The sequence below is a fragment of the Bradyrhizobium sp. 613_E4_N2_2 genome (assembly GCF_052075995.1).
Taxonomy (GTDB): domain Bacteria; phylum Pseudomonadota; class Alphaproteobacteria; order Rhizobiales; family Xanthobacteraceae; genus Bradyrhizobium; species Bradyrhizobium barranii.
Map to the genome: position 1 here is coordinate 4,963,563 of NZ_CP197234.1, position 15,870 is coordinate 4,979,432.

Here is a 15,870-nt window from a genome sequence, read left to right on the forward strand (position 1 = left end):
TATTGCAATGCAACATCTCCGGCACTAGGTATCCCGGCATCAAACCGAGGCCGTTATGAGCGCAGACTGGAACACCAAATATGGCACGCGGCGCGTGCGCCACGATCCGCCGACCCTGGACGAGGCGATCTTCGCCGCCGTCGGCATCACCGACGATCATGAGCAGCAGGCCGAGATCGCGGCAGCGCTGATGGGGATGCCGATCGAAATCGTGCAGGCCGAGGTGAAGAAGCAGGCCCGCACCAACGGCCGCATCACCGCCACACGCGTGATCGCAGGCGAACAGGGTGCGCAGCGCTCGGTGGTGGTCGAACGCCGCGTCGTCCGCCGCTTCGGCAACGACAAGCGCACCGGTACCTGAGCGCTCAATTCCCTATCCCCAATACGAAAGCGGACCGGTTTTGCCGGTCCGCTTTTTTGATTCCAGTCCGCGTTGGGATTTAGGCGGCGCGATTGCCGTACATGCTGGAGATGATCTTCCAGCAGGTCGAGTTGAAGCTGAGAAGCGCGCGGCCGGCCGTGAAGGGCGAGGCCGCGAGTTCAGCGAGCTCGGCCTCGGGCGTCTTGGCGAGATCGATCGTGCCGGTCGATTCGCCATGACGGAATTGCAGATTCGCCCCGAACTTCCTGGCGAGCGCCCGCATGGCGTGATTCTCGGCGCCAGTCGTGATGCGCAGGCGCTTGTAGCCTTTCCAGCGCGCTTCCGCGATCAGCCGGCTGAACAAGATGGTGCCGACGTTCTGGCGCCGCGCCGAGGCTTCCACGCTGAAGGCGACCTCGGGCAGCGAATCGTCCTCCGGCGGATGCAGCTCGGCCGCACCGCGGACCACGCCGTCGACGATGTAGGCGACAATCACGGTGCCGTCCTCGGCGCAGCGGGCGGCGTAACGCTCGATGAAGCTGTCGTCGAGAAAGCCGTTGAAACGGTCGTGCCGGCTTGCGGAATCAAGCCGCAGGAGGTGATCGCGCAGAAGCGGCAATTCTTCCTGCTGGCTCAAGGTCCGCACATAGCCCGGAACGGGCGTCGTGCGGGTCGTGTCTTCAAGTACCACGTCAAAACTCCTCTTGGTGTCCCTCGAGGAGGCGTTCGAATCCCTAGGCCCCCAATATTGTGCGTCGCAGCATATTTTTCAAGACGGGAACCTGCCCAAGTTTCAGGCATCGAAAGCAACCAATTCGTTAATAAAATCAAGCCCCCGTAGTCATACGAGGACCAGCTGGGTCTGGGTCACCACGGCAACCAGCTTGCCGTCCTCGGTCTCCAGCCGGGTGCTCCAGACCTGGGTCCGCCGTCCCCGATGGACCGGTGTAGCCGTGGCGATAACAGTGGTTCCCTCCTTCGCCCCGCCGATGAAGTTGGTCTTGCTCTCGAGCGTCGTGGTGCCCTTGGCATCCTCCGGGAGATTGATCACGGTCGCGGCGGCACCGACGGAATCGGCGAGCGCCATCACCGCCCCGCCGTGGATGGTGTGGTGGAGTGTGCAGAGGTCGGGCCTGACCGTCATCCGCGCCACCACGCGGTCCTTCTCGGCCTCGACGAATTCGACGCCCTTGAGCTCGGCAAACGGCATCTTCATCGCTTTAAGTTTCTCGAGCGGCGTCATCGGATCTCCTCCCAATTCTTTGTTGTTTCAGCGTGAATTGCTTCGGGCGGCAAAGCAATGACGTCCGAGGTAATGGCCCTGCTGACATCGGCGACGGCATTTGCGCATATGCTCTTCCCATGCGCCACTTCCCGCCCCGCCGCATCGTCTGCCTGACCGAAGAGACCGTCGAAACGCTGTACCTGCTCGGCGAGCAGGACCGCATCGTCGGCGTCTCCGGCTACGCCGTCCGCCCGCCCCAGGTGCGGCGGGAGAAGCCGCGGGTGTCGGCCTTCGTCTCCGCGGACATTCCGAAGATCCTGGCCCTTGGAACCGGAGCTGGTGCTGGCCTTCTCGGACCTCCAGGCCGGCATCGTCGCCGATCTCGTGCGCGCGGGCGTGGACGTCCATGTTTTCAATCAGCGCGACATCGCCGGAATCCTGGCGATGATCCGCACACTCGGCGCGCTGGTCGGCGCGGCTGAGCCCGCCGAGGTACTCGCTCACGGGCTCGAACGGCGCCTCGCAGAGATAGCGGCAACACCTCGCCCATCGGCGCGGCCAAAGGTCTATTTCGAGGAATGGGACGATCCGTTGATCTCCGGCATCGGCTGGGTGTCCGAGTTGATCGAGATCGCCGGCGGCGAGGATGTGTTTCCGGAGCTGCGACATCGGCAGGCGGCAAAGGATCGCATCGTCTCGGCGGAGGCGGTACGCGAGTCAGCGCCCGACGTGATCCTCGCCTCCTGGTGCGGCAAGAAGGTCGTCCCTGCCCGCATCCGCGCGCGCCATCGCTGGAACGAGATCCCCGCCGTTCGCGACGACCGCATCGTCGAGATCAAGTCGCCGATCGTCTTGCAACCGGGGCCGGCGGCGCTGACGGATGGGCTAGATGCGATCGTGACGGCGTTGTGGGGTGGACTCAAATAGCTTGATCGCAGCTTTCGCGTCCCGGACGCGTCAGCGTTGCTGCGCAGAGCCAAGAGGCGCAGCGCCGCGTGCGGGGCACGAGGCCTTCTTCAGGTCACCGCGTTCACCACCTGATATTCCGGCCGGCGCCAGACCTCGCCCGCAATCACCTCCTCGATGATCTCGGCTGCTCGCATGATCTCGCTCTCCCCAATGTAGAGCGGTGTAATCCCGAACCTCATGATGTCGGGCGCGCGGAAATCGCCGATGAGGCCGCGGGCGATCAGGGCCTGCATGGCGGCGTAGCCGCCGGCGAAGGCGAAGGAGACTTGTGAGCCGCGGTGCTCGTGCGCGCGCGGGGTGACGAGCTTGAGCTCGGGGCAGCGGCGTTCGACCTCGGCGATCAGGAGATCGCCGAGCGCTAGTGAACGCGCACGGACCTCACGAATGTCGACCCTGTCCCAGATGTCGAGCGAGGCCTCCAGCGCCGCCATTGCAAGCACCGGCGGAGTGCCGACGCGCATGCGCTCGACGCCGCCGGCCGCCGCGTAGCCAAGCTCGAACGCAAACGGCTTGGCGTGGCCCATCCACCCCGACAGCGCGGCGCGCACGCCGTCGGCGTGGCGCGGCGCGACGTAGAGGAAAGCCGGCGCCCCGGGGCCGGCGTTGATGTATTTGTAGGTGCAGCCGGCGGCAAAATCGGCGCCGCAGCCAGCGAGATCGACCGGCAGCGCGCCGGCCGAATGCGCGAGGTCCCAGACCGTGACGATGCCGAGTGCATGCGCCTTCGCGGTCAGCGTCGCCATGTCGTGGCGCCGTCCGGTGCGGTAGTCGACCTCGGTGATGTAGAGGACAGCGATCTCCCCCGACAACGCGGCCTCGATCTCCTCCGGCGCCACCAGGCGCAATTGATGGCCGCGGCCGAGCGTCGCGATCAGCCCCTCGGCCATGTAGAGATCGGTCGGAAAGTTTCCGGTGTCCGACAGCACGACCTTGCGCGCGGCGTTCATGTCGAGCGCGCCGGCGAGTGCTTGGTAGACCTTGAGCGACAGCGTGTCTCCGACCATCACGGAGCCGGCTTCCGCACCGACCAATCGCGCGATGCGGTCGCCGACATGGCGCGGCTGGGCATACCAGCCCGCACTGTTCCAGGCGCGGATCAGCTCGTTGCCCCACTCGGCCGTGATGACGTTGCCGACGCGCTCGGCGACGCCCAGCGGCAGCGCGCCGAGCGAATTGCCGTCGAGATAGATCACGCCCTCAGGCAAATGGAACAAGGCCCTGGTGTCGTCATAGACGCGAAGCTTGGTCATGGGATCTCTACAGAATCGTGCGGACGCGCCAGAGCTCGGGGAACAGCTCCACCTCCAGCATGCGCTTGAGATAGCTGACGCCACCGGTACCGCCGGTGCCGCGCTTGAAGCCGATAACGCGCTCGACCGTCGTGACATGGTTGAAGCGCCAGCGTCGGAAGTAGTCCTCGAAATCGACCAGCTTCTCGGCAAGCTCGTAGAGCATCCAATGTGTCTCCGGCGCTTCGTAGACGATCCGCCAGGCCTGGAGCACGCCCTCGTTGAAGCTGTGGGTCTCGCGAACGTCGCGCGCCAGCACGGACGCGGGCATCTTGAGCCCGTTGCGGTCGGCGAGCCGCAGCACCTCGTCGTACAGGCTCGGCGTGGCAAGCTCGCCCTCGAGCAGCCTGGTCGTTTCCACATCGTGCGCGTGCGGCTTGAGCATGGCGTGGTTACGGTTGCCGACCAGAAATTCGATCAGCCGGTACTGACGCGACTGGAAGCCCGAGGACTGGCCAAGCTGCGAGCGGAAACGCGTATACTCGCTGGGAGTCATGGTGCGCAGTACGTCCCAGGCGCCGTTGAGCTGCTCGAAGATGCGCGACATCCGCGCCAGCATCTTCATTGCGGGCTGCACTTCGTCCCTGGCGATGGCGCGGCGCGCGGCGCTGAGCTCGTGGATGGCGAGCCGCATCCACAGCTCCGTGGTCTGATGCTGGATGATGAACAGCATCTCGTCATGGGCTTCCGAGAGCGGATGCTGCGCGCCGAGGATCGCATCCAGCGCCAGATAGTCGCCGTAGGACATACGCCGGGCGAAATCGGTCTCGGCGCCTTCGCTCGTGGGATCGTAATCGTTGGACGTCATGGCAGGCCCTTTCGATCGATCGATCCTCGCCGCGTCAGTCGAGGCCGATCAGGCGCGCGGTGATCGGGGACGACGGATCCTTCAGTCCGTCGATCACCGTAAAATGGTTGAGCCCTGGATCGACGACGAGGCGCGTCGGCACGTCGAAGCCGGTCCAGACATTGGCGATCAGATCGGACTGACGCATGAATTCGGGCCGCTCGCCACCGCCGACCCAGGCCGTGACCGGCGAATGTCCCCGCGGCAGGTGCAGCGCCGCGCTTTCAAGCGTCGCCTCCTCCATGGTCATGCGCAGCGTCTCGTTCATCTTCGTCTTCAGCAGCGGTCGCAGATCATGCAGCCCGCTGATCGAGAGCGTGCCAGCGATGCGGTTGTAGACGGCAGGCTCGAGCCGGCTGTCGTTGCACAGCATGCGCGTGACGAGATGACCGCCCGCGGAATGGCCGGCGAGCCGGATCGGGCCGGAGACGAGCGAAGCCGCCTTGGTGATCGCGGCGGTGATCTCTGCGGTGATGTCGGAGATGCGCGCGGCCGGCGTCAGCGTGTAGCTCGGCAGCGCCACCGTCCAGCCGTGATGCCGCGCGCCTTCGGCAAGATCGGTCCAGGTCGACTTGTCGAAGCGCATCCAGTAGCCGCCGTGGACGAAGACGACGAGGCCCTTGCTGTCGCCGTCTGGCAGGATCAGGTCGAGACGCTGGCGCTCGCCCGGGCCGTAGGCGACGTCCGCGCGGAAGTCTTTCAGGCCGGCGCGGTAAGCCGCCGCTCGCTCCGCCCATTGGGCCGGCATCTTGTCCGAGCCCGGGATATGGGCCGAATTGGCATAAGCATCATCCCAATCGCGCATCGTGACACCCAAGGATTCGGCCGTCGAACTGGGCGCCAGTCTGCCACCAGTCAGGACGGCGTCCTAGTCTTTCTTTTAAGCTTAAAGCATTTGGACGCGCCCGTGTTTCGGGCAGCGGCCGTCCCGGCCGAGATGCCGTAGGGTGGGCCAAGCGACTTGTCCGCCGTAGCTCGAAGAGCGAAGGCGGAAGCGTGCCCACCCTTCGTGCAAGATCGAAGAGAGATGGTGGGCACGGCGCAAGGGTGCCTTTGCCCACCCTACAGGACCGTCCGCCCGTCATTGCGAGCGCAGCGAAGCAATCCAGTCTGCTTCCGCAGCGACGGTCTGGATTGCTTCGTCGCAAGGGCTCCTCGCAATGACGGCGGAGAGACCTACGCCTTCTCCACCCCGCACCAATCCGCGATGAACAGGGCCATCGCCTTGGTCGACTTCTTCAGCGATTCCAGGTCGACGAATTCGTTGAAGCCGTGCATCTCGCCGCCGCTCGCGCCGAAGCAGAGGCTCGGGATACCGTGATTGAGACCGTAGAAGCGGGTGTCGGTCAGCGCGGTGAAGACGAGGTCTTGGATTTCGCCGCCATAGACGGTGTTGAAGGCCTTGCCGAACGCGGCCTCGGGCGCCGCGGCGTCGGTCAGTTCATACCCCTCCGACAAAAAGCCCGACCATTCGACCTCCGGCGGATTGTTGGCGAGGAAGCGGTGGTTGCGCGCGGCAGCCGCAACGCAGGCCATGATCTCCTTCTGGTGATCGGCGATCGACCAGCCCGGCAGGACCGCGATACGGCAATCGACGTCGCACCAGGCCGGCACGCTGGAGGCCCAGTCGCCGCCCTTGATGATGCCGGGGTTGAAGTTGATGGGATGGTTCAGCGTCTTGAAATGCCGATCGGCTTTCGCGCGCTCGTTCCACTCGATCTCGAGTTTTTGCAGCGCCTGGATCAAATGATAGGCCGCCATGATTGCGTTGGCGCCGGAGCCAGCGAAGGCAACGTGGGTCGGATGGCCCTTCACGCGCAGGCGAAACCAGATCACGCCGACCTGCGAGCGCACCATCTTGCCGCCGGTCGGCTCCGGGATGAAGCAGGCGTCGGCACGATAGCCGCGCTGCAATGTCGAGAGCGCACCGACGCCGGTGCTCTCCTCCTCGATCACGGACTGGAAGTGGATCCGCGCCGTCGGCTTGAAACCCGCAGCCTTGATCGCATCCAGCGCGTAGAGCGCGCCGATCGTGCCCGACTTCATGTCGCAGGCGCCGCGGCCGAACATCTTGCCGTCCTTGATGACTGGCGAGAATGGCGGCGTGTCCCACAGTTCCAGCGGCCCCGCGGGCACCACGTCGCAGTGCCCCTGGAGGATCAGCGATTTGCCGCCGTTCGTTTGCGGGCGGTAGGTGCCCACCACCGTGCGCGCCTTGGAGAAATCATGCTCGATCGGACCGAAACCACGCAGATCCTTGAGGTCATCGACATCGATGTGCCAGTCGTCGACCTCGTAGCCGCGTTCGCGCAGGAGGTCGCCGATCATGTCCTGGCACGGCCCCTCGGCCCCGCGGGTCGAAGGGATCGCAACGAAATCGCTTGTGGTCGCAAGCTGGGCTTCGAAGCCGACATCGACGGCGTCAAGAATCCTCTGCTGCGTTTCGGCATTCATCGGGCAACTCCAGGCATCCAATTGGTCAATGGTGCGCGCAAGCTAGCCGATTTCAGCCGTTCGGGTACTCCACAAAATAAGCATCCCGCAATGCATCTTCGAGCAGCCGGCCTTCCGAATAGCCATTCAGCGTCGCAGGCCGGGTTACACCATCCAGCAGGCGCGGGCACGGCTCCGGCGCGCCCAAGACGGTGCGCACGGGGATGCGCTCGGCATAGATCGGCAACTCGTAGTCCTCGTCGTCATCGGCGACACCCTTGGCGCGGACTTTGGCCGAGGCTTCCTCGATCTCCATCGCGATGAAGGAGGTCGCCTTGATCTCCTGCGTGTTGCTCTGACGCAGGGTCGCGGTGCGGTCCGGGAAGAAGCGATCGACCATCGCGATCACTGCCCGCTCCTTTTCCTCGGGATCGGTGACCAGATAGGCAGTGCCGAACGCCATCACGGCGCGGTAGTCGGCGGAATGGTTGAAGCCGCAACGCGCCAGCACGAGGCTGTCGAGATGGGCGACCGTGAGGCAGACGCGCTCGCCCCTGGTCTGGTTGCGCAGCATGCGGCTCGCGCTCGAGCCGTGCCAATAGAGTTTTGTCCCTTCGCGCCAGAAGAAGGTCGGCGTGCAATAGGGCTGGCCGTCGATGACATAGGAGACGTGGCAGAGCATCGAGGAATCCAGGATGCGGTGAACCGTCTCGTGATCGTAGAAGCCGCGGTCGTGACGGCGCTTGACCTGATTGCGCGCTGACGTCGGATAGGAATTCTGGCTTTCAGTCTGGCTCACGGCCGCTCCTGTCGGGCTTGGAACAATTCCAGGAGAGTTGTAGCCGCGGATTTGGTCTGCGATAGTGCCAATTCCATGCGAAAAATTCCGACCAATTTAGTCCCCTCGCCGGCCAAGGCCGAACTGCCGCTCGACCTGACCGGCCCGCACATCACCGCGGGCGCGTCATCGGCGCACCGGCTATACCAGGCGTTGTGCGACATGATCGTCTCTGGCCTGGTCAAACCCGGTGAGCCGCTGCCGCCGTCGCGGACACTGGCCAAGCAGACCGGCTTCCGCCGCAACGCCGTCGTCACTGCCTATGAACGGCTGATCGCCGACGGCTTTGCCGACGCGACCGTTGGCTCCGGCACCTTCGTCGCCGCGCGGATTCCGGCGCCTGCGGCCGAACCGAAGAAGCCGAAGGCCGTGGTCGAAGCACCGCGGCAGGGCGCGTTCTCGCTCGGCTGCACCCATATCGACGAGCGCGCGCTGCAGCGCTTCCGTGCCTTCGTCGGGCGGCGCATGCGCGCGTTCGGACCTGAGCATCTGCACTATGGCGATCCGCGCGGCAGCCGCGAGCTGCGCGCGGCGATCGCCGATCATCTGCTGTCGGCACGTGGACTGCGCTGTGATCCCGATCAGATCATGCTGACCTCGGGCACGCTGCACGCGTTGCGCATCGTGCTGAGCGCGATCCTGAAGCCCAACGACCAGGTCTGGTGCGAGGACCCGGGTTACCCCGCCGCGCGAAACACCATTTCGCATTGCGGTTATCGCGCCGTGCCCGTTCCCGTCGACGAGCACGGGATACGTGTCGCCAAGGGCCGCACCGCCGCATCGTCCGCACGCGCGGCCTATGTGACGCCATCGCACCAGTTTCCGCTGGGCGTACAGATGTCGATGCCGCGACGGCTGGAGCTGCTGGATTGGGCGAGGCAGGCCGGCGCCTTCGTGCTGGAGGACGATTACGACAGCGAGTTCCGCTATGACGGCGCGCCGTTGATGTCGCTTGCCGGCATCGATCATCTCCGGCGCGTGATCTACATGGGCACGTTCGCCAAGACGCTGTTTCCGGGCCTGCGCATCGGCTATTGCGCGCTGCCCGAGCGGCTGATCGCGGACGTCACGGCCGCGCGCGCCGCGCTCGACCGCTTTCCCGGTACGCTGATGGAGGGCGCGGTGGCCGACATGCTCAATTCCGGCGCGTTCGCCGCCAACCTGAAGCGGGTACGAAAGCTCTATCGCGAGGCGCGCGATGCGCTGGCTGAGACGCTGGAGGCAGCATCCGACGGTGCGTTGTCGGTGCCGGTGCCGTCGCAAGGGCTGCACCTCGTCGCCCGGTTCGATCCATCGGTCGATCTGTCGGCGGCGGCAGAAGCCAAGCAGAAGGCAGGCGCGGAAGGCTGGCTGCTGGCCGACACCTATTCGCGCGCGCGTCCCCTGCCCGGGTTCGTGCTGGGATTTTCCGGCCACGCGGTTCCGCAACTCGTGGCCTCCGCCGAACGGCTCGCGCTGGCGTCGCGCGGCGCCTTGCGCGCGAGGAGCAAATCTACCCGGCGGGCGTGACGAACGTTCACTATGAGAATCGCCTGCCGCTCCCTACATTGCGGCATCGATGCCGGGACCTCACATCATGCTGCTGCGCCGCGCGACCTGCCTCTCGCTGCTGATCTCGATCGCGCTCGCGACGACGGCGCACGCCGTCACTGTCGGACGTGAACAGGACATCACGGATCTCAAGCTCGGCCAGCGCGTGCAAGTGGATGACGGAACCTGCCCCGCCGGGCAGGTCAAGGAAGTGCGCGGTGCGAGAATGACCGACAAGGGTGTGGCGCGGACCATCGCCTGCGTGCCGCGCTACGGTCCGAAATCGAAGTGATGGTTACGACTTCGCCGGGTCGAACATGCACTGCAAGGTCGGTTTGGCGATCTTGGTGAAGGTCGAGCCGATCTCGCCCTGCTTGGACGCGGGCACCCAATCGGTCTCGATCGTTGGCACGCCGGTCTCGCTGATGCCGCGCAGCAGCGCCTCGCGCAGGTCGCGGTCCTCGACGGCCGCAGCGGCGTGATCATGCAGGCAGCCGCAGACCTCCTCGGGATGCTCCCAGCGCCCGAGCATCCGCGGCGCACACTGACGCACGAACTCGCTGCGGGGATCCGGTAGTCTCGAGGGAGCGCGAACCTGCGCGTGGGCAGCGCTGATCGTCAGAAGCGAAACGAACGCTGCGGCGCAGAATCGGACAATCATGATGGCCTTTATCGGCTGGTTTTTCTTGTGATTTTTCTTTTGATTTTCTTGGCTGTCGATCAGAAACGCGCAGCGACCACGATCGGCTGCGGCGCAGTGGTGGTGACCGGCGAGCCGCTGTACTGGAAGGTGCCGACACCCGGGAGATTGCCGTCCGGCGCCCCCGCGAACGAAGAGCCGGCGAGCACGAAAGCGAAGGCAAGGATGAAGCTGAGCGTGCGCATGATCTTGTGTCCCAGTTCCGTGGCCGGCGGTGCCGCCGTCGTCGTTGCGAAGCTGATAACCATGCGTCGTTTCGCGCGTGATGCGCCAAAAGCGGAAAATGGTTTCGTCTTTGTGAGAATTGTTTCGTCGCGCGCCAGGCGACGAAACATTCAACAGAAAATCCCAGTCTTTTCAGAGGGGTCGCGCGGCGCCTGAAAGTGGCCTTGCAGGCTCCGCTCGGGCTTGGAAGCAGACCCACAATGCGCGCCGTCACACGCACGCCTTCCGCACTTCACATGCATTTTACGTTTTTCTGCTGAAGAGAAGCCCGAACGAGGGCTGGGTTCCGTCGAACCGGCGGCGATTCGACTGCGACCCAAGCCATCGAAACCGAGAAGCCCGGAACCACTGGGCGCGTTCAGTTGAGGGATGCCATCATGACGGCGCAAGATCGCGCAACGCCGCGCGACGCGGACCTGCGGACGGACCGCGCCGACCAGCAACCCAGCCGCGTCGCTTCAATCGGGGCAATGTCGCTGCAGTCGGACCGCGGCCACGAGGCCGCACCACAAGCATTCGTGCGGCTGACCGGCTCGCATCTCGCAAAGCCGCGCGCCAGCCGCACTCTCGTCACTGAGTGAACGCGAGCGCGTCACTGGGTGAACGCAAGAGCGTCACTGAGTGAACGCACGCGCGTCACTGAGTGAAGAACTCGCCGCATTTCTGGACGTTGGCGTCAGCCGGTCCCCACGGCATGACCGGTACCGTCGAGGTCGAGTTCTTCGGCGAGCCTTCGATCAGCCGGTCCGAATAGACCATGTAGACCAGCACATTCCGCTTGGCGTCACAGCCGCGCACGATCTGCATCTTCTTGAAGAACAGCGAGCGGCGCTGGCGGAACATGTCGTCGCCCTGCTCCATCTTGTTCTTGAACTTGATCGGACCGACCTGGCGGCAGGCCAGCGAGATATCCGAGACCTCCTCGGCAAGGCCGAGCCAGCCCTTGAAGCCGCCCTTCTCCGGCACGGTGAAATGACACGCCACGCCCTCGACTTCGGGGTCGTCGAGGCCGTAGGTCGCGAGCTTGTCGTTCGGGCTCATCCATTTGAACACCGTCGAGCGGCGGAAGATCAGATCCGGCTCGTCGGCGGCGATTGCAGAGCTCGCTGGAACAGCCAGCAACAGGAGGAATAAAGCAAGGCCTTTCAAGCGGATGCCGGAAAGACCGGGGAAACGAGATGACATGAAGTTCTCCGGTAACAAGTCCCGGCAATGTAGGCATGCGACAGCCGGTCAGGAAGACGACCGGCAGCCGTCGCGGCCGCCGTTTACCGCTCCGTGAGGCTTTTTTGCTACGTCATGGACAAAATTCGCTGACGGCAGAACTGCCGTGCTAGTGAACGCGTATCCCCTCTGCGAGACTAATTTCTGAGTTGGATTGTGGATTCGAGGAATGAATAGCGTGAACGGGGCCAGTTTTTCTGCCAGGCCGGCCCGGCTGTGGCAGGTCGCCATTTTGACGGCGGCGGGTGCGATTGGCTTGACCAGCCAGGCGGACGCGGCGTTCTACTACTGGAGCGACTACTCCGACGGGTCCTACGCCGCCCGGCAGGAGCGCTATCCCGACATTCCCCGGCAGAAGCCTCAGAAGCGCAGTACGGCTGGCAAGAAAGCGGTCGTCGCCGAGAAGGAAGCCGGCACCAAGCCGCAAGGTCCGCTCGTGATCGTCGTGTCGATCGATCGGCAGAAGGTGACGGTCTACGACACCAACGGCGTGTTCGCGGAATCCGCGGTGTCGACAGGCATGAAGGGCCACTCGACGCCGATGGGCGTGTTCAGCGTGATCCAGAAGCACAAATTCCATCAGTCCAACATCTATAGCGGCGCGCCGATGCCGTACATGCAGCGGATCACCTGGTCCGGCATCGCCATGCATGCCGGCGTGCTGCCGGGCTATCCGGCCTCGCACGGTTGCATCCGCATGCCGATGGCGTTCGCGGTGAAGATGTGGAACTGGACCAGGATGGGCGCGCGCGTGATCGTCTCGCCCGGCCAGATGTCGCCGCAAAATTTCTCGCATCCCCTGCTCGCCTCGGTGCGCGTGCCGCCGCAGCCCGCCGCCAGCCTAGAGCCGCAGACCAATGTCGGCGACAAGGCCGACAAGGGCGCCGCACCAACCAAAGTCAGCGAAGCAAAACCCGTCGAGACGAAGACCGCCAGCGCGGAGAGCGCGCTCGAGCTGCGTTCGTCGCTCGGCCATACCGTGATGTCGGATGCGACCACCGGCAATGCACCGGCGCGCGCGGAAGCAGCCGCACCAGCCGACAAGGTTGAGGCCAAGTCTGAAAAGAGCGCCGAGGCATCTGCCCCGGTCAAGCCGCAGTCGGAAGAAGCAGCCAAGCCCGCAAGCACCGACGCAAAGCCCGTTGAGGCCGCAGAAGCGCCCAAGACTGCAGAAGCGCCCAAGGCTGAAGCCGCCGAGCCCGCGAAGAAACCCGATGCGCCCGCTGCCGCACCGGCGCTCACCGCCTCGCCCGACGCCAAGAAGGACGAGACCCGCGTCGCTGATCCTGCGCCTGCCGCGAAGCCGGAGACGCCCAAACGCGCCGGCCAGATCGCGGTGTTCATCAGCCGCAAGGATTCCAAGCTCTACGTGCGGCAGAACTTTGCGCCGCTGTTCGAGGTTCCCGTCACGATCGCTGCGAGCGACCGGCCGCTCGGCACCCACGTCTTCACCGCCGAGGTCGACAAGACCGACACCAACGCACTGCATTGGTCGGTGGTATCGCTGCCGGTCTCTGCCCGCGCCGCCGCGCGCGAAGATGACAGCCGCGTGACACTCCGCCAGCGTGGCGCCGCCGTGATCCCCGTCGCCGCCAAGCCCGTTACAGCCAAGCCCGTGGTCATGCCGGACAGCCCGGCCGAGGCACTCGACCGTATCTCGATCCCTGCGGACATCATGGCGAAGATCAACGAGATGCTGACATCGGGCGGCTCGATCATCGTCTCCGACCAGGGCATCAACCAGGGCGAGACCGGCGAAGGCACCGACTTCATCGTCCGCCTGTACTAGAGCGCTTTCGAGCGAAGTTGCGCCTTGCCGCGTCCGATAACGCGGTGTTGACCAGGCGCGTCGCGCCGACGCAGTAAGGTGCGTCCCGGATCACGTCGGGGGACGTTGCCATGCTGAACCGCAGGACCATGCTCGCCGCGCTTGTCGCGACGACCGCGTCTGCTGGACGCAGCCGCGCCGATGGCGGCATGAGCCGGATCTCGGCCTATGCCTTCTCCTTCCCTGCATTATCAGGCGACGACATCCGCCTTGCCGCGTTCACGGGCAAGCCGCTGCTGGTGGTCAACACCGCTTCGCTGTGCGGCTACACTCCGCAATATGCCGGCCTGCAGGAGCTCTGGAGCGAGTTTCGCGAGCGCGGGCTCACCGTGATCGGCGTGCCCTCCAACGATTTCGGCGGCCAGGAGCCCGGCGGCATCAGCGAGATCACGGAGACCGCGCACCACCAATACGGCGTTACCTTCCCGATCGCGGCCAAGGCGGTGGTGGTCGGCGCCAAGGCGCATCCGTTCTACAAATGGGCGGCCGAGGCGCGCCCCCGCGACGTTCCGCGCTGGAACTTCCACAAATACCTGATCGGGCGCGACGGCTACATTGCCGAGGTGTATCCGTCTGCGGTCGATCCGACGGACACACGGGTCAAGACGGCGATTGCGAAGGCGCTGGCCGACAGCTGACACCCGCAGCCCGCATCCGGTTGGGCACAATTGTGGCGGGGTGCCAAACAGCCGTTGCAATGACGAGGGCCCACCATCTAGGCTAGGACGATCAAGGGGCAGGATGGTTTTGCCAGAGGCGAAAAGCTGCGGCGGAACAACGGGATCAATCTCGAGGACAACACCATGCGTGTGGCGGCAGGACTGATTTTGGCAAGCGCGATGTCGGTTGCGATGGCAGGCGCAGCGTGGTCGCAGACCCCGGCCGCAAAGCCCGCAGCCGCCACCCAAGCGGCACCGGCTGCAGCCCCCGCCGCGGCACCGGCGCCCGCTCCCGCGGCGGCAGCCGCTGCGCCGACGCAAGCGGCCTTCCCGCCCCCGCCGAAACAGGCGCCCCAGCCCGCCCGCGCGGCCTGCAACACGCCCGGCGCGCTCGGCGTCGCCCGCACGGTCGAGATCGACACCACGGGTGGTCCGGGCTTCGGCTTCGAGCATTTCAAGGAGCTCGACTTCCTGCGCGACAAGGAGGTCGTGCTGACCTTCGACGACGGCCCTTGGCCGAAGAACACGCCCGCCGTATTGAAGGCTCTCGCCGACGAATGCACCACCGGCATCTTCTTCTCGATCGGCAAGCACGCGACCTATGAGCCGGAGATCCTGAAGCAGGTCTATGCGGCCGGCCACACCGTCGGCGCCCACACCTGGTCGCACGCCAACCTCAACAACAAGAAGCTCACGGAAGCGCAGCGCAAGGAAGAAATCGAGAAGGGATTCTCGGCGGTGAAGTGGGCGCTCGGCGGCATCTCGCCCTCGCCGTTCTTCCGCTTCCCGGCGCTCCAGCACCCGCCGGAGATGGTCACCTATCTCGGCAACCGCAACGTCGCGATCTTCTCCTGCGACATCGACTCCTTCGACTTCAAGGCCTCGAAGCCCGAGAAGGTGATCGAGACCGTCATGAAGAAGCTCGACACCAAGGGCAAGGGCATCATCCTGATGCACGACTTCCAGAAGCACACAGCGGAGGCCCTGCCCGAGCTGCTCAAGCGCCTGAAGGCCGGCGGCTACAAGGTGGTGGCGATGCGCGCCAAGTTCCCGGCCTCGACGCTGCCCGAATACGACCAGGAGCTGCTCAAGGACGTCAAGCTACCGACGGTGAGCACGCGCCCGGTCAATTCCGTCGTGACGACGGTCTCGGAATAGACCGCAATTGTCTTTCCGGTTTGAAGGTTACGTCATCATATCGGCGGACGGCATGCTTGCCGATCCGTCGCACATCATGCCCTCAACGTTGGTGTTCGAAGGCGACAAGCGCTTTTTCGAGCAAGCGCTCGATCGAGCCGCGGTCGTCGTGCACGGCGGACACTCGCACGAGCAGCAGCCGAATTCACCGAAGCGGAAGCGGCTGATCCTCACCCGCAAGATCAAGGCGCTCACCGTCGACCCGGAGATGCCGAACGCGACGCTGTGGAATCCCGAGCATGCGAGCTTCGAGGAGGCCTGCGCTTTCGCCGATGTCGCCTCCGGCACGGTCGCAATCATCGGCGGCCCCGTCGTGTTCGACATGTTCATGGACCGCTACGACACGTTCTGGCTGTCGGAAGCCCCGCATGTGCGGCTGCCCGGTGGCGAAGGCTGCTTTGTCGGCGTGCCGGAGCGGACGCCGCATGAGGTGCTGGCGTCACACGGGATGAAGCCGGGGGCGCCGTATCTGCTCGACGCGGCGCATGATGTCACCGTCACGCCGTGGCGGCCGGCGAGAAGCTCCACCTGAAAACTCGAAAACA

At 65.0% G+C, this 15,870-nt stretch carries 18 protein-coding genes and 1 pseudogene; 10 read left to right on the top strand and 9 right to left on the bottom strand.

Going from position 1 to position 15,870, the window contains the following annotated elements; all coding sequences use genetic code 11:
* Positions 1–55 precede the first annotated feature (55 nt).
* Complete coding sequence (locus AB7290_RS24040) at positions 56–361, top strand: hypothetical protein (RefSeq protein ID WP_063983633.1); 306 nt, start codon at positions 56–58, stop codon at positions 359–361.
* A 79-nt stretch (positions 362–440) separates the two neighbouring features.
* Here AB7290_RS24040 and AB7290_RS24045 read toward each other — a convergent pair whose 3' ends face one another.
* Both AB7290_RS24045 and AB7290_RS24050 read right to left on the bottom strand, forming a co-directional pair.
* Positions 441–1,052, bottom strand: a complete 612-nt coding sequence (locus AB7290_RS24045; RefSeq protein WP_028147806.1) for a GNAT family N-acetyltransferase — start codon at positions 1,050–1,052, stop codon at positions 441–443.
* A gap of 150 nt (positions 1,053–1,202) precedes the next feature.
* A complete protein-coding gene (locus AB7290_RS24050) occupies positions 1,203–1,604 on the bottom strand; it encodes a PaaI family thioesterase (protein ID WP_028157491.1) in 402 nt (133 codons plus the stop codon).
* Positions 1,605–1,723: 119 nt separating this feature from the next.
* Between AB7290_RS24050 and AB7290_RS24055 the strand changes: the two are divergent.
* A pseudogene (locus AB7290_RS24055) lies at positions 1,724–2,513 on the top strand (cobalamin-binding protein).
* 89 nt (positions 2,514–2,602) lie between these two features.
* Here AB7290_RS24055 and kynU read toward each other — a convergent pair.
* The 5 genes from kynU to AB7290_RS24080 all read right to left on the bottom strand — a co-directional run bounded on the left by kynU (position 2,603) and on the right by AB7290_RS24080 (position 7,923).
* Positions 2,603–3,805: a kynureninase gene (gene kynU / locus AB7290_RS24060; RefSeq protein WP_085398724.1), complete on the bottom strand. Its 1,203-nt coding sequence runs from the start codon at positions 3,803–3,805 to the stop codon at positions 2,603–2,605.
* Between the two features lie 7 nt (positions 3,806–3,812).
* Positions 3,813–4,652, bottom strand: coding sequence for a tryptophan 2,3-dioxygenase (gene kynA / locus AB7290_RS24065; protein ID WP_354115665.1), 840 nt, complete (start codon positions 4,650–4,652; stop codon positions 3,813–3,815).
* Between the two features lie 34 nt (positions 4,653–4,686).
* Positions 4,687–5,496, bottom strand: coding sequence for an alpha/beta hydrolase (locus AB7290_RS24070; protein WP_085398722.1), 810 nt, complete (start codon positions 5,494–5,496; stop codon positions 4,687–4,689).
* Positions 5,497–5,867: 371 nt separating this feature from the next.
* Positions 5,868–7,145, bottom strand: coding sequence for an ArgE/DapE family deacylase (locus tag AB7290_RS24075; protein WP_085398721.1), 1,278 nt, complete (start codon positions 7,143–7,145; stop codon positions 5,868–5,870).
* 52 nt (positions 7,146–7,197) lie between these two features.
* Complete coding sequence (locus tag AB7290_RS24080) at positions 7,198–7,923, bottom strand: pyridoxamine 5'-phosphate oxidase family protein (RefSeq protein WP_085398720.1); 726 nt, start codon at positions 7,921–7,923, stop codon at positions 7,198–7,200.
* 75 nt (positions 7,924–7,998) lie between these two features.
* Here AB7290_RS24080 and pdxR point away from each other — a divergent pair, with 75 nt between their 5' ends.
* On the top strand, positions 7,999–9,471 hold the full coding sequence (pdxR, locus tag AB7290_RS24085; protein WP_085398719.1) for a MocR-like pyridoxine biosynthesis transcription factor PdxR: 1,473 nt from the start codon (positions 7,999–8,001) through the stop codon (positions 9,469–9,471).
* A 67-nt stretch (positions 9,472–9,538) separates the two neighbouring features.
* On the top strand, positions 9,539–9,784 hold the full coding sequence (locus AB7290_RS24090; protein ID WP_085398718.1) for a DUF6719 family protein: 246 nt from the start codon (positions 9,539–9,541) through the stop codon (positions 9,782–9,784).
* Between the two features lie 3 nt (positions 9,785–9,787).
* Here AB7290_RS24090 and AB7290_RS24095 read toward each other — a convergent pair whose 3' ends face one another.
* Entirely contained in the window at positions 9,788–10,153 is a 366-nt protein-coding gene (locus AB7290_RS24095) for a hypothetical protein (protein WP_028147797.1), read from the bottom strand.
* Here AB7290_RS24095 and AB7290_RS24100 point away from each other — a divergent pair.
* Complete coding sequence (locus AB7290_RS24100) at positions 10,094–10,573, top strand: hypothetical protein (RefSeq protein WP_201266111.1); 480 nt, start codon at positions 10,094–10,096, stop codon at positions 10,571–10,573. The two genes, AB7290_RS24095 and AB7290_RS24100, sit on opposite strands and share 60 nt — an antisense overlap.
* A gap of 221 nt (positions 10,574–10,794) precedes the next feature.
* Positions 10,795–10,998: a hypothetical protein gene (locus tag AB7290_RS24105; RefSeq protein WP_071914555.1), complete on the top strand. Its 204-nt coding sequence runs from the start codon at positions 10,795–10,797 to the stop codon at positions 10,996–10,998.
* Positions 10,999–11,053: 55 nt separating this feature from the next.
* Here the strand turns inward: AB7290_RS24105 and AB7290_RS24110 are convergent, their stop codons facing one another.
* Positions 11,054–11,602, bottom strand: a complete 549-nt coding sequence (locus AB7290_RS24110) for a CreA family protein (RefSeq protein WP_028157500.1) — start codon at positions 11,600–11,602, stop codon at positions 11,054–11,056.
* A gap of 208 nt (positions 11,603–11,810) precedes the next feature.
* Here AB7290_RS24110 and AB7290_RS24115 point away from each other — a divergent pair, with 208 nt between their 5' ends.
* The 4 genes from AB7290_RS24115 (at position 11,811) to AB7290_RS24130 (ending at position 15,857) form a co-directional block, all read left to right on the top strand.
* On the top strand, positions 11,811–13,430 hold the full coding sequence (locus AB7290_RS24115; protein WP_085398716.1) for a L,D-transpeptidase: 1,620 nt from the start codon (positions 11,811–11,813) through the stop codon (positions 13,428–13,430).
* Between the two features lie 110 nt (positions 13,431–13,540).
* Positions 13,541–14,107, top strand: a complete 567-nt coding sequence (locus AB7290_RS24120) for a glutathione peroxidase (RefSeq protein WP_085398715.1) — start codon at positions 13,541–13,543, stop codon at positions 14,105–14,107.
* Between the two features lie 165 nt (positions 14,108–14,272).
* A complete protein-coding gene (locus AB7290_RS24125) occupies positions 14,273–15,286 on the top strand; it encodes a polysaccharide deacetylase family protein (protein ID WP_028147793.1) in 1,014 nt (337 codons plus the stop codon).
* A 7-nt stretch (positions 15,287–15,293) separates the two neighbouring features.
* Entirely contained in the window at positions 15,294–15,857 is a 564-nt protein-coding gene (locus AB7290_RS24130) for a dihydrofolate reductase (RefSeq protein WP_085402899.1), read from the top strand.
* Positions 15,858–15,870 lie beyond the last annotated feature (13 nt).

What these genes read in the sequence shown, in the direction of transcription:
- AB7290_RS24040 (WP_063983633.1), top strand. Translation starts at nt 56, where the DNA reads ATGAGCGCAGACTGGAACACCAAATATGGCACGCGGCGCGTGCGCCAC.
- AB7290_RS24050 (WP_028157491.1), bottom strand. Translation starts at nt 1,604, where the DNA reads ATGACGCCGCTCGAGAAACTTAAAGCGATGAAGATGCCGTTTGCCGAG.
- kynU (WP_085398724.1), bottom strand. Translation starts at nt 3,805, where the DNA reads ATGACCAAGCTTCGCGTCTATGACGACACCAGGGCCTTGTTCCATTTG.
- kynA (WP_354115665.1), bottom strand. Translation starts at nt 4,652, where the DNA reads ATGACGTCCAACGATTACGATCCCACGAGCGAAGGCGCCGAGACCGAT.
- AB7290_RS24070 (WP_085398722.1), bottom strand. Translation starts at nt 5,496, where the DNA reads ATGCGCGATTGGGATGATGCTTATGCCAATTCGGCCCATATCCCGGGC.
- AB7290_RS24075 (WP_085398721.1), bottom strand. Translation starts at nt 7,145, where the DNA reads ATGAATGCCGAAACGCAGCAGAGGATTCTTGACGCCGTCGATGTCGGC.
- pdxR (WP_085398719.1), top strand. Translation starts at nt 7,999, where the DNA reads ATGCGAAAAATTCCGACCAATTTAGTCCCCTCGCCGGCCAAGGCCGAA.
- AB7290_RS24090 (WP_085398718.1), top strand. Translation starts at nt 9,539, where the DNA reads ATGCTGCTGCGCCGCGCGACCTGCCTCTCGCTGCTGATCTCGATCGCG.
- AB7290_RS24095 (WP_028147797.1), bottom strand. Translation starts at nt 10,153, where the DNA reads ATGATTGTCCGATTCTGCGCCGCAGCGTTCGTTTCGCTTCTGACGATC.
- AB7290_RS24105 (WP_071914555.1), top strand. Translation starts at nt 10,795, where the DNA reads ATGACGGCGCAAGATCGCGCAACGCCGCGCGACGCGGACCTGCGGACG.
- AB7290_RS24110 (WP_028157500.1), bottom strand. Translation starts at nt 11,602, where the DNA reads ATGTCATCTCGTTTCCCCGGTCTTTCCGGCATCCGCTTGAAAGGCCTT.
- AB7290_RS24115 (WP_085398716.1), top strand. Translation starts at nt 11,811, where the DNA reads ATGAATAGCGTGAACGGGGCCAGTTTTTCTGCCAGGCCGGCCCGGCTG.
- AB7290_RS24120 (WP_085398715.1), top strand. Translation starts at nt 13,541, where the DNA reads ATGCTGAACCGCAGGACCATGCTCGCCGCGCTTGTCGCGACGACCGCG.
- AB7290_RS24125 (WP_028147793.1), top strand. Translation starts at nt 14,273, where the DNA reads ATGCGTGTGGCGGCAGGACTGATTTTGGCAAGCGCGATGTCGGTTGCG.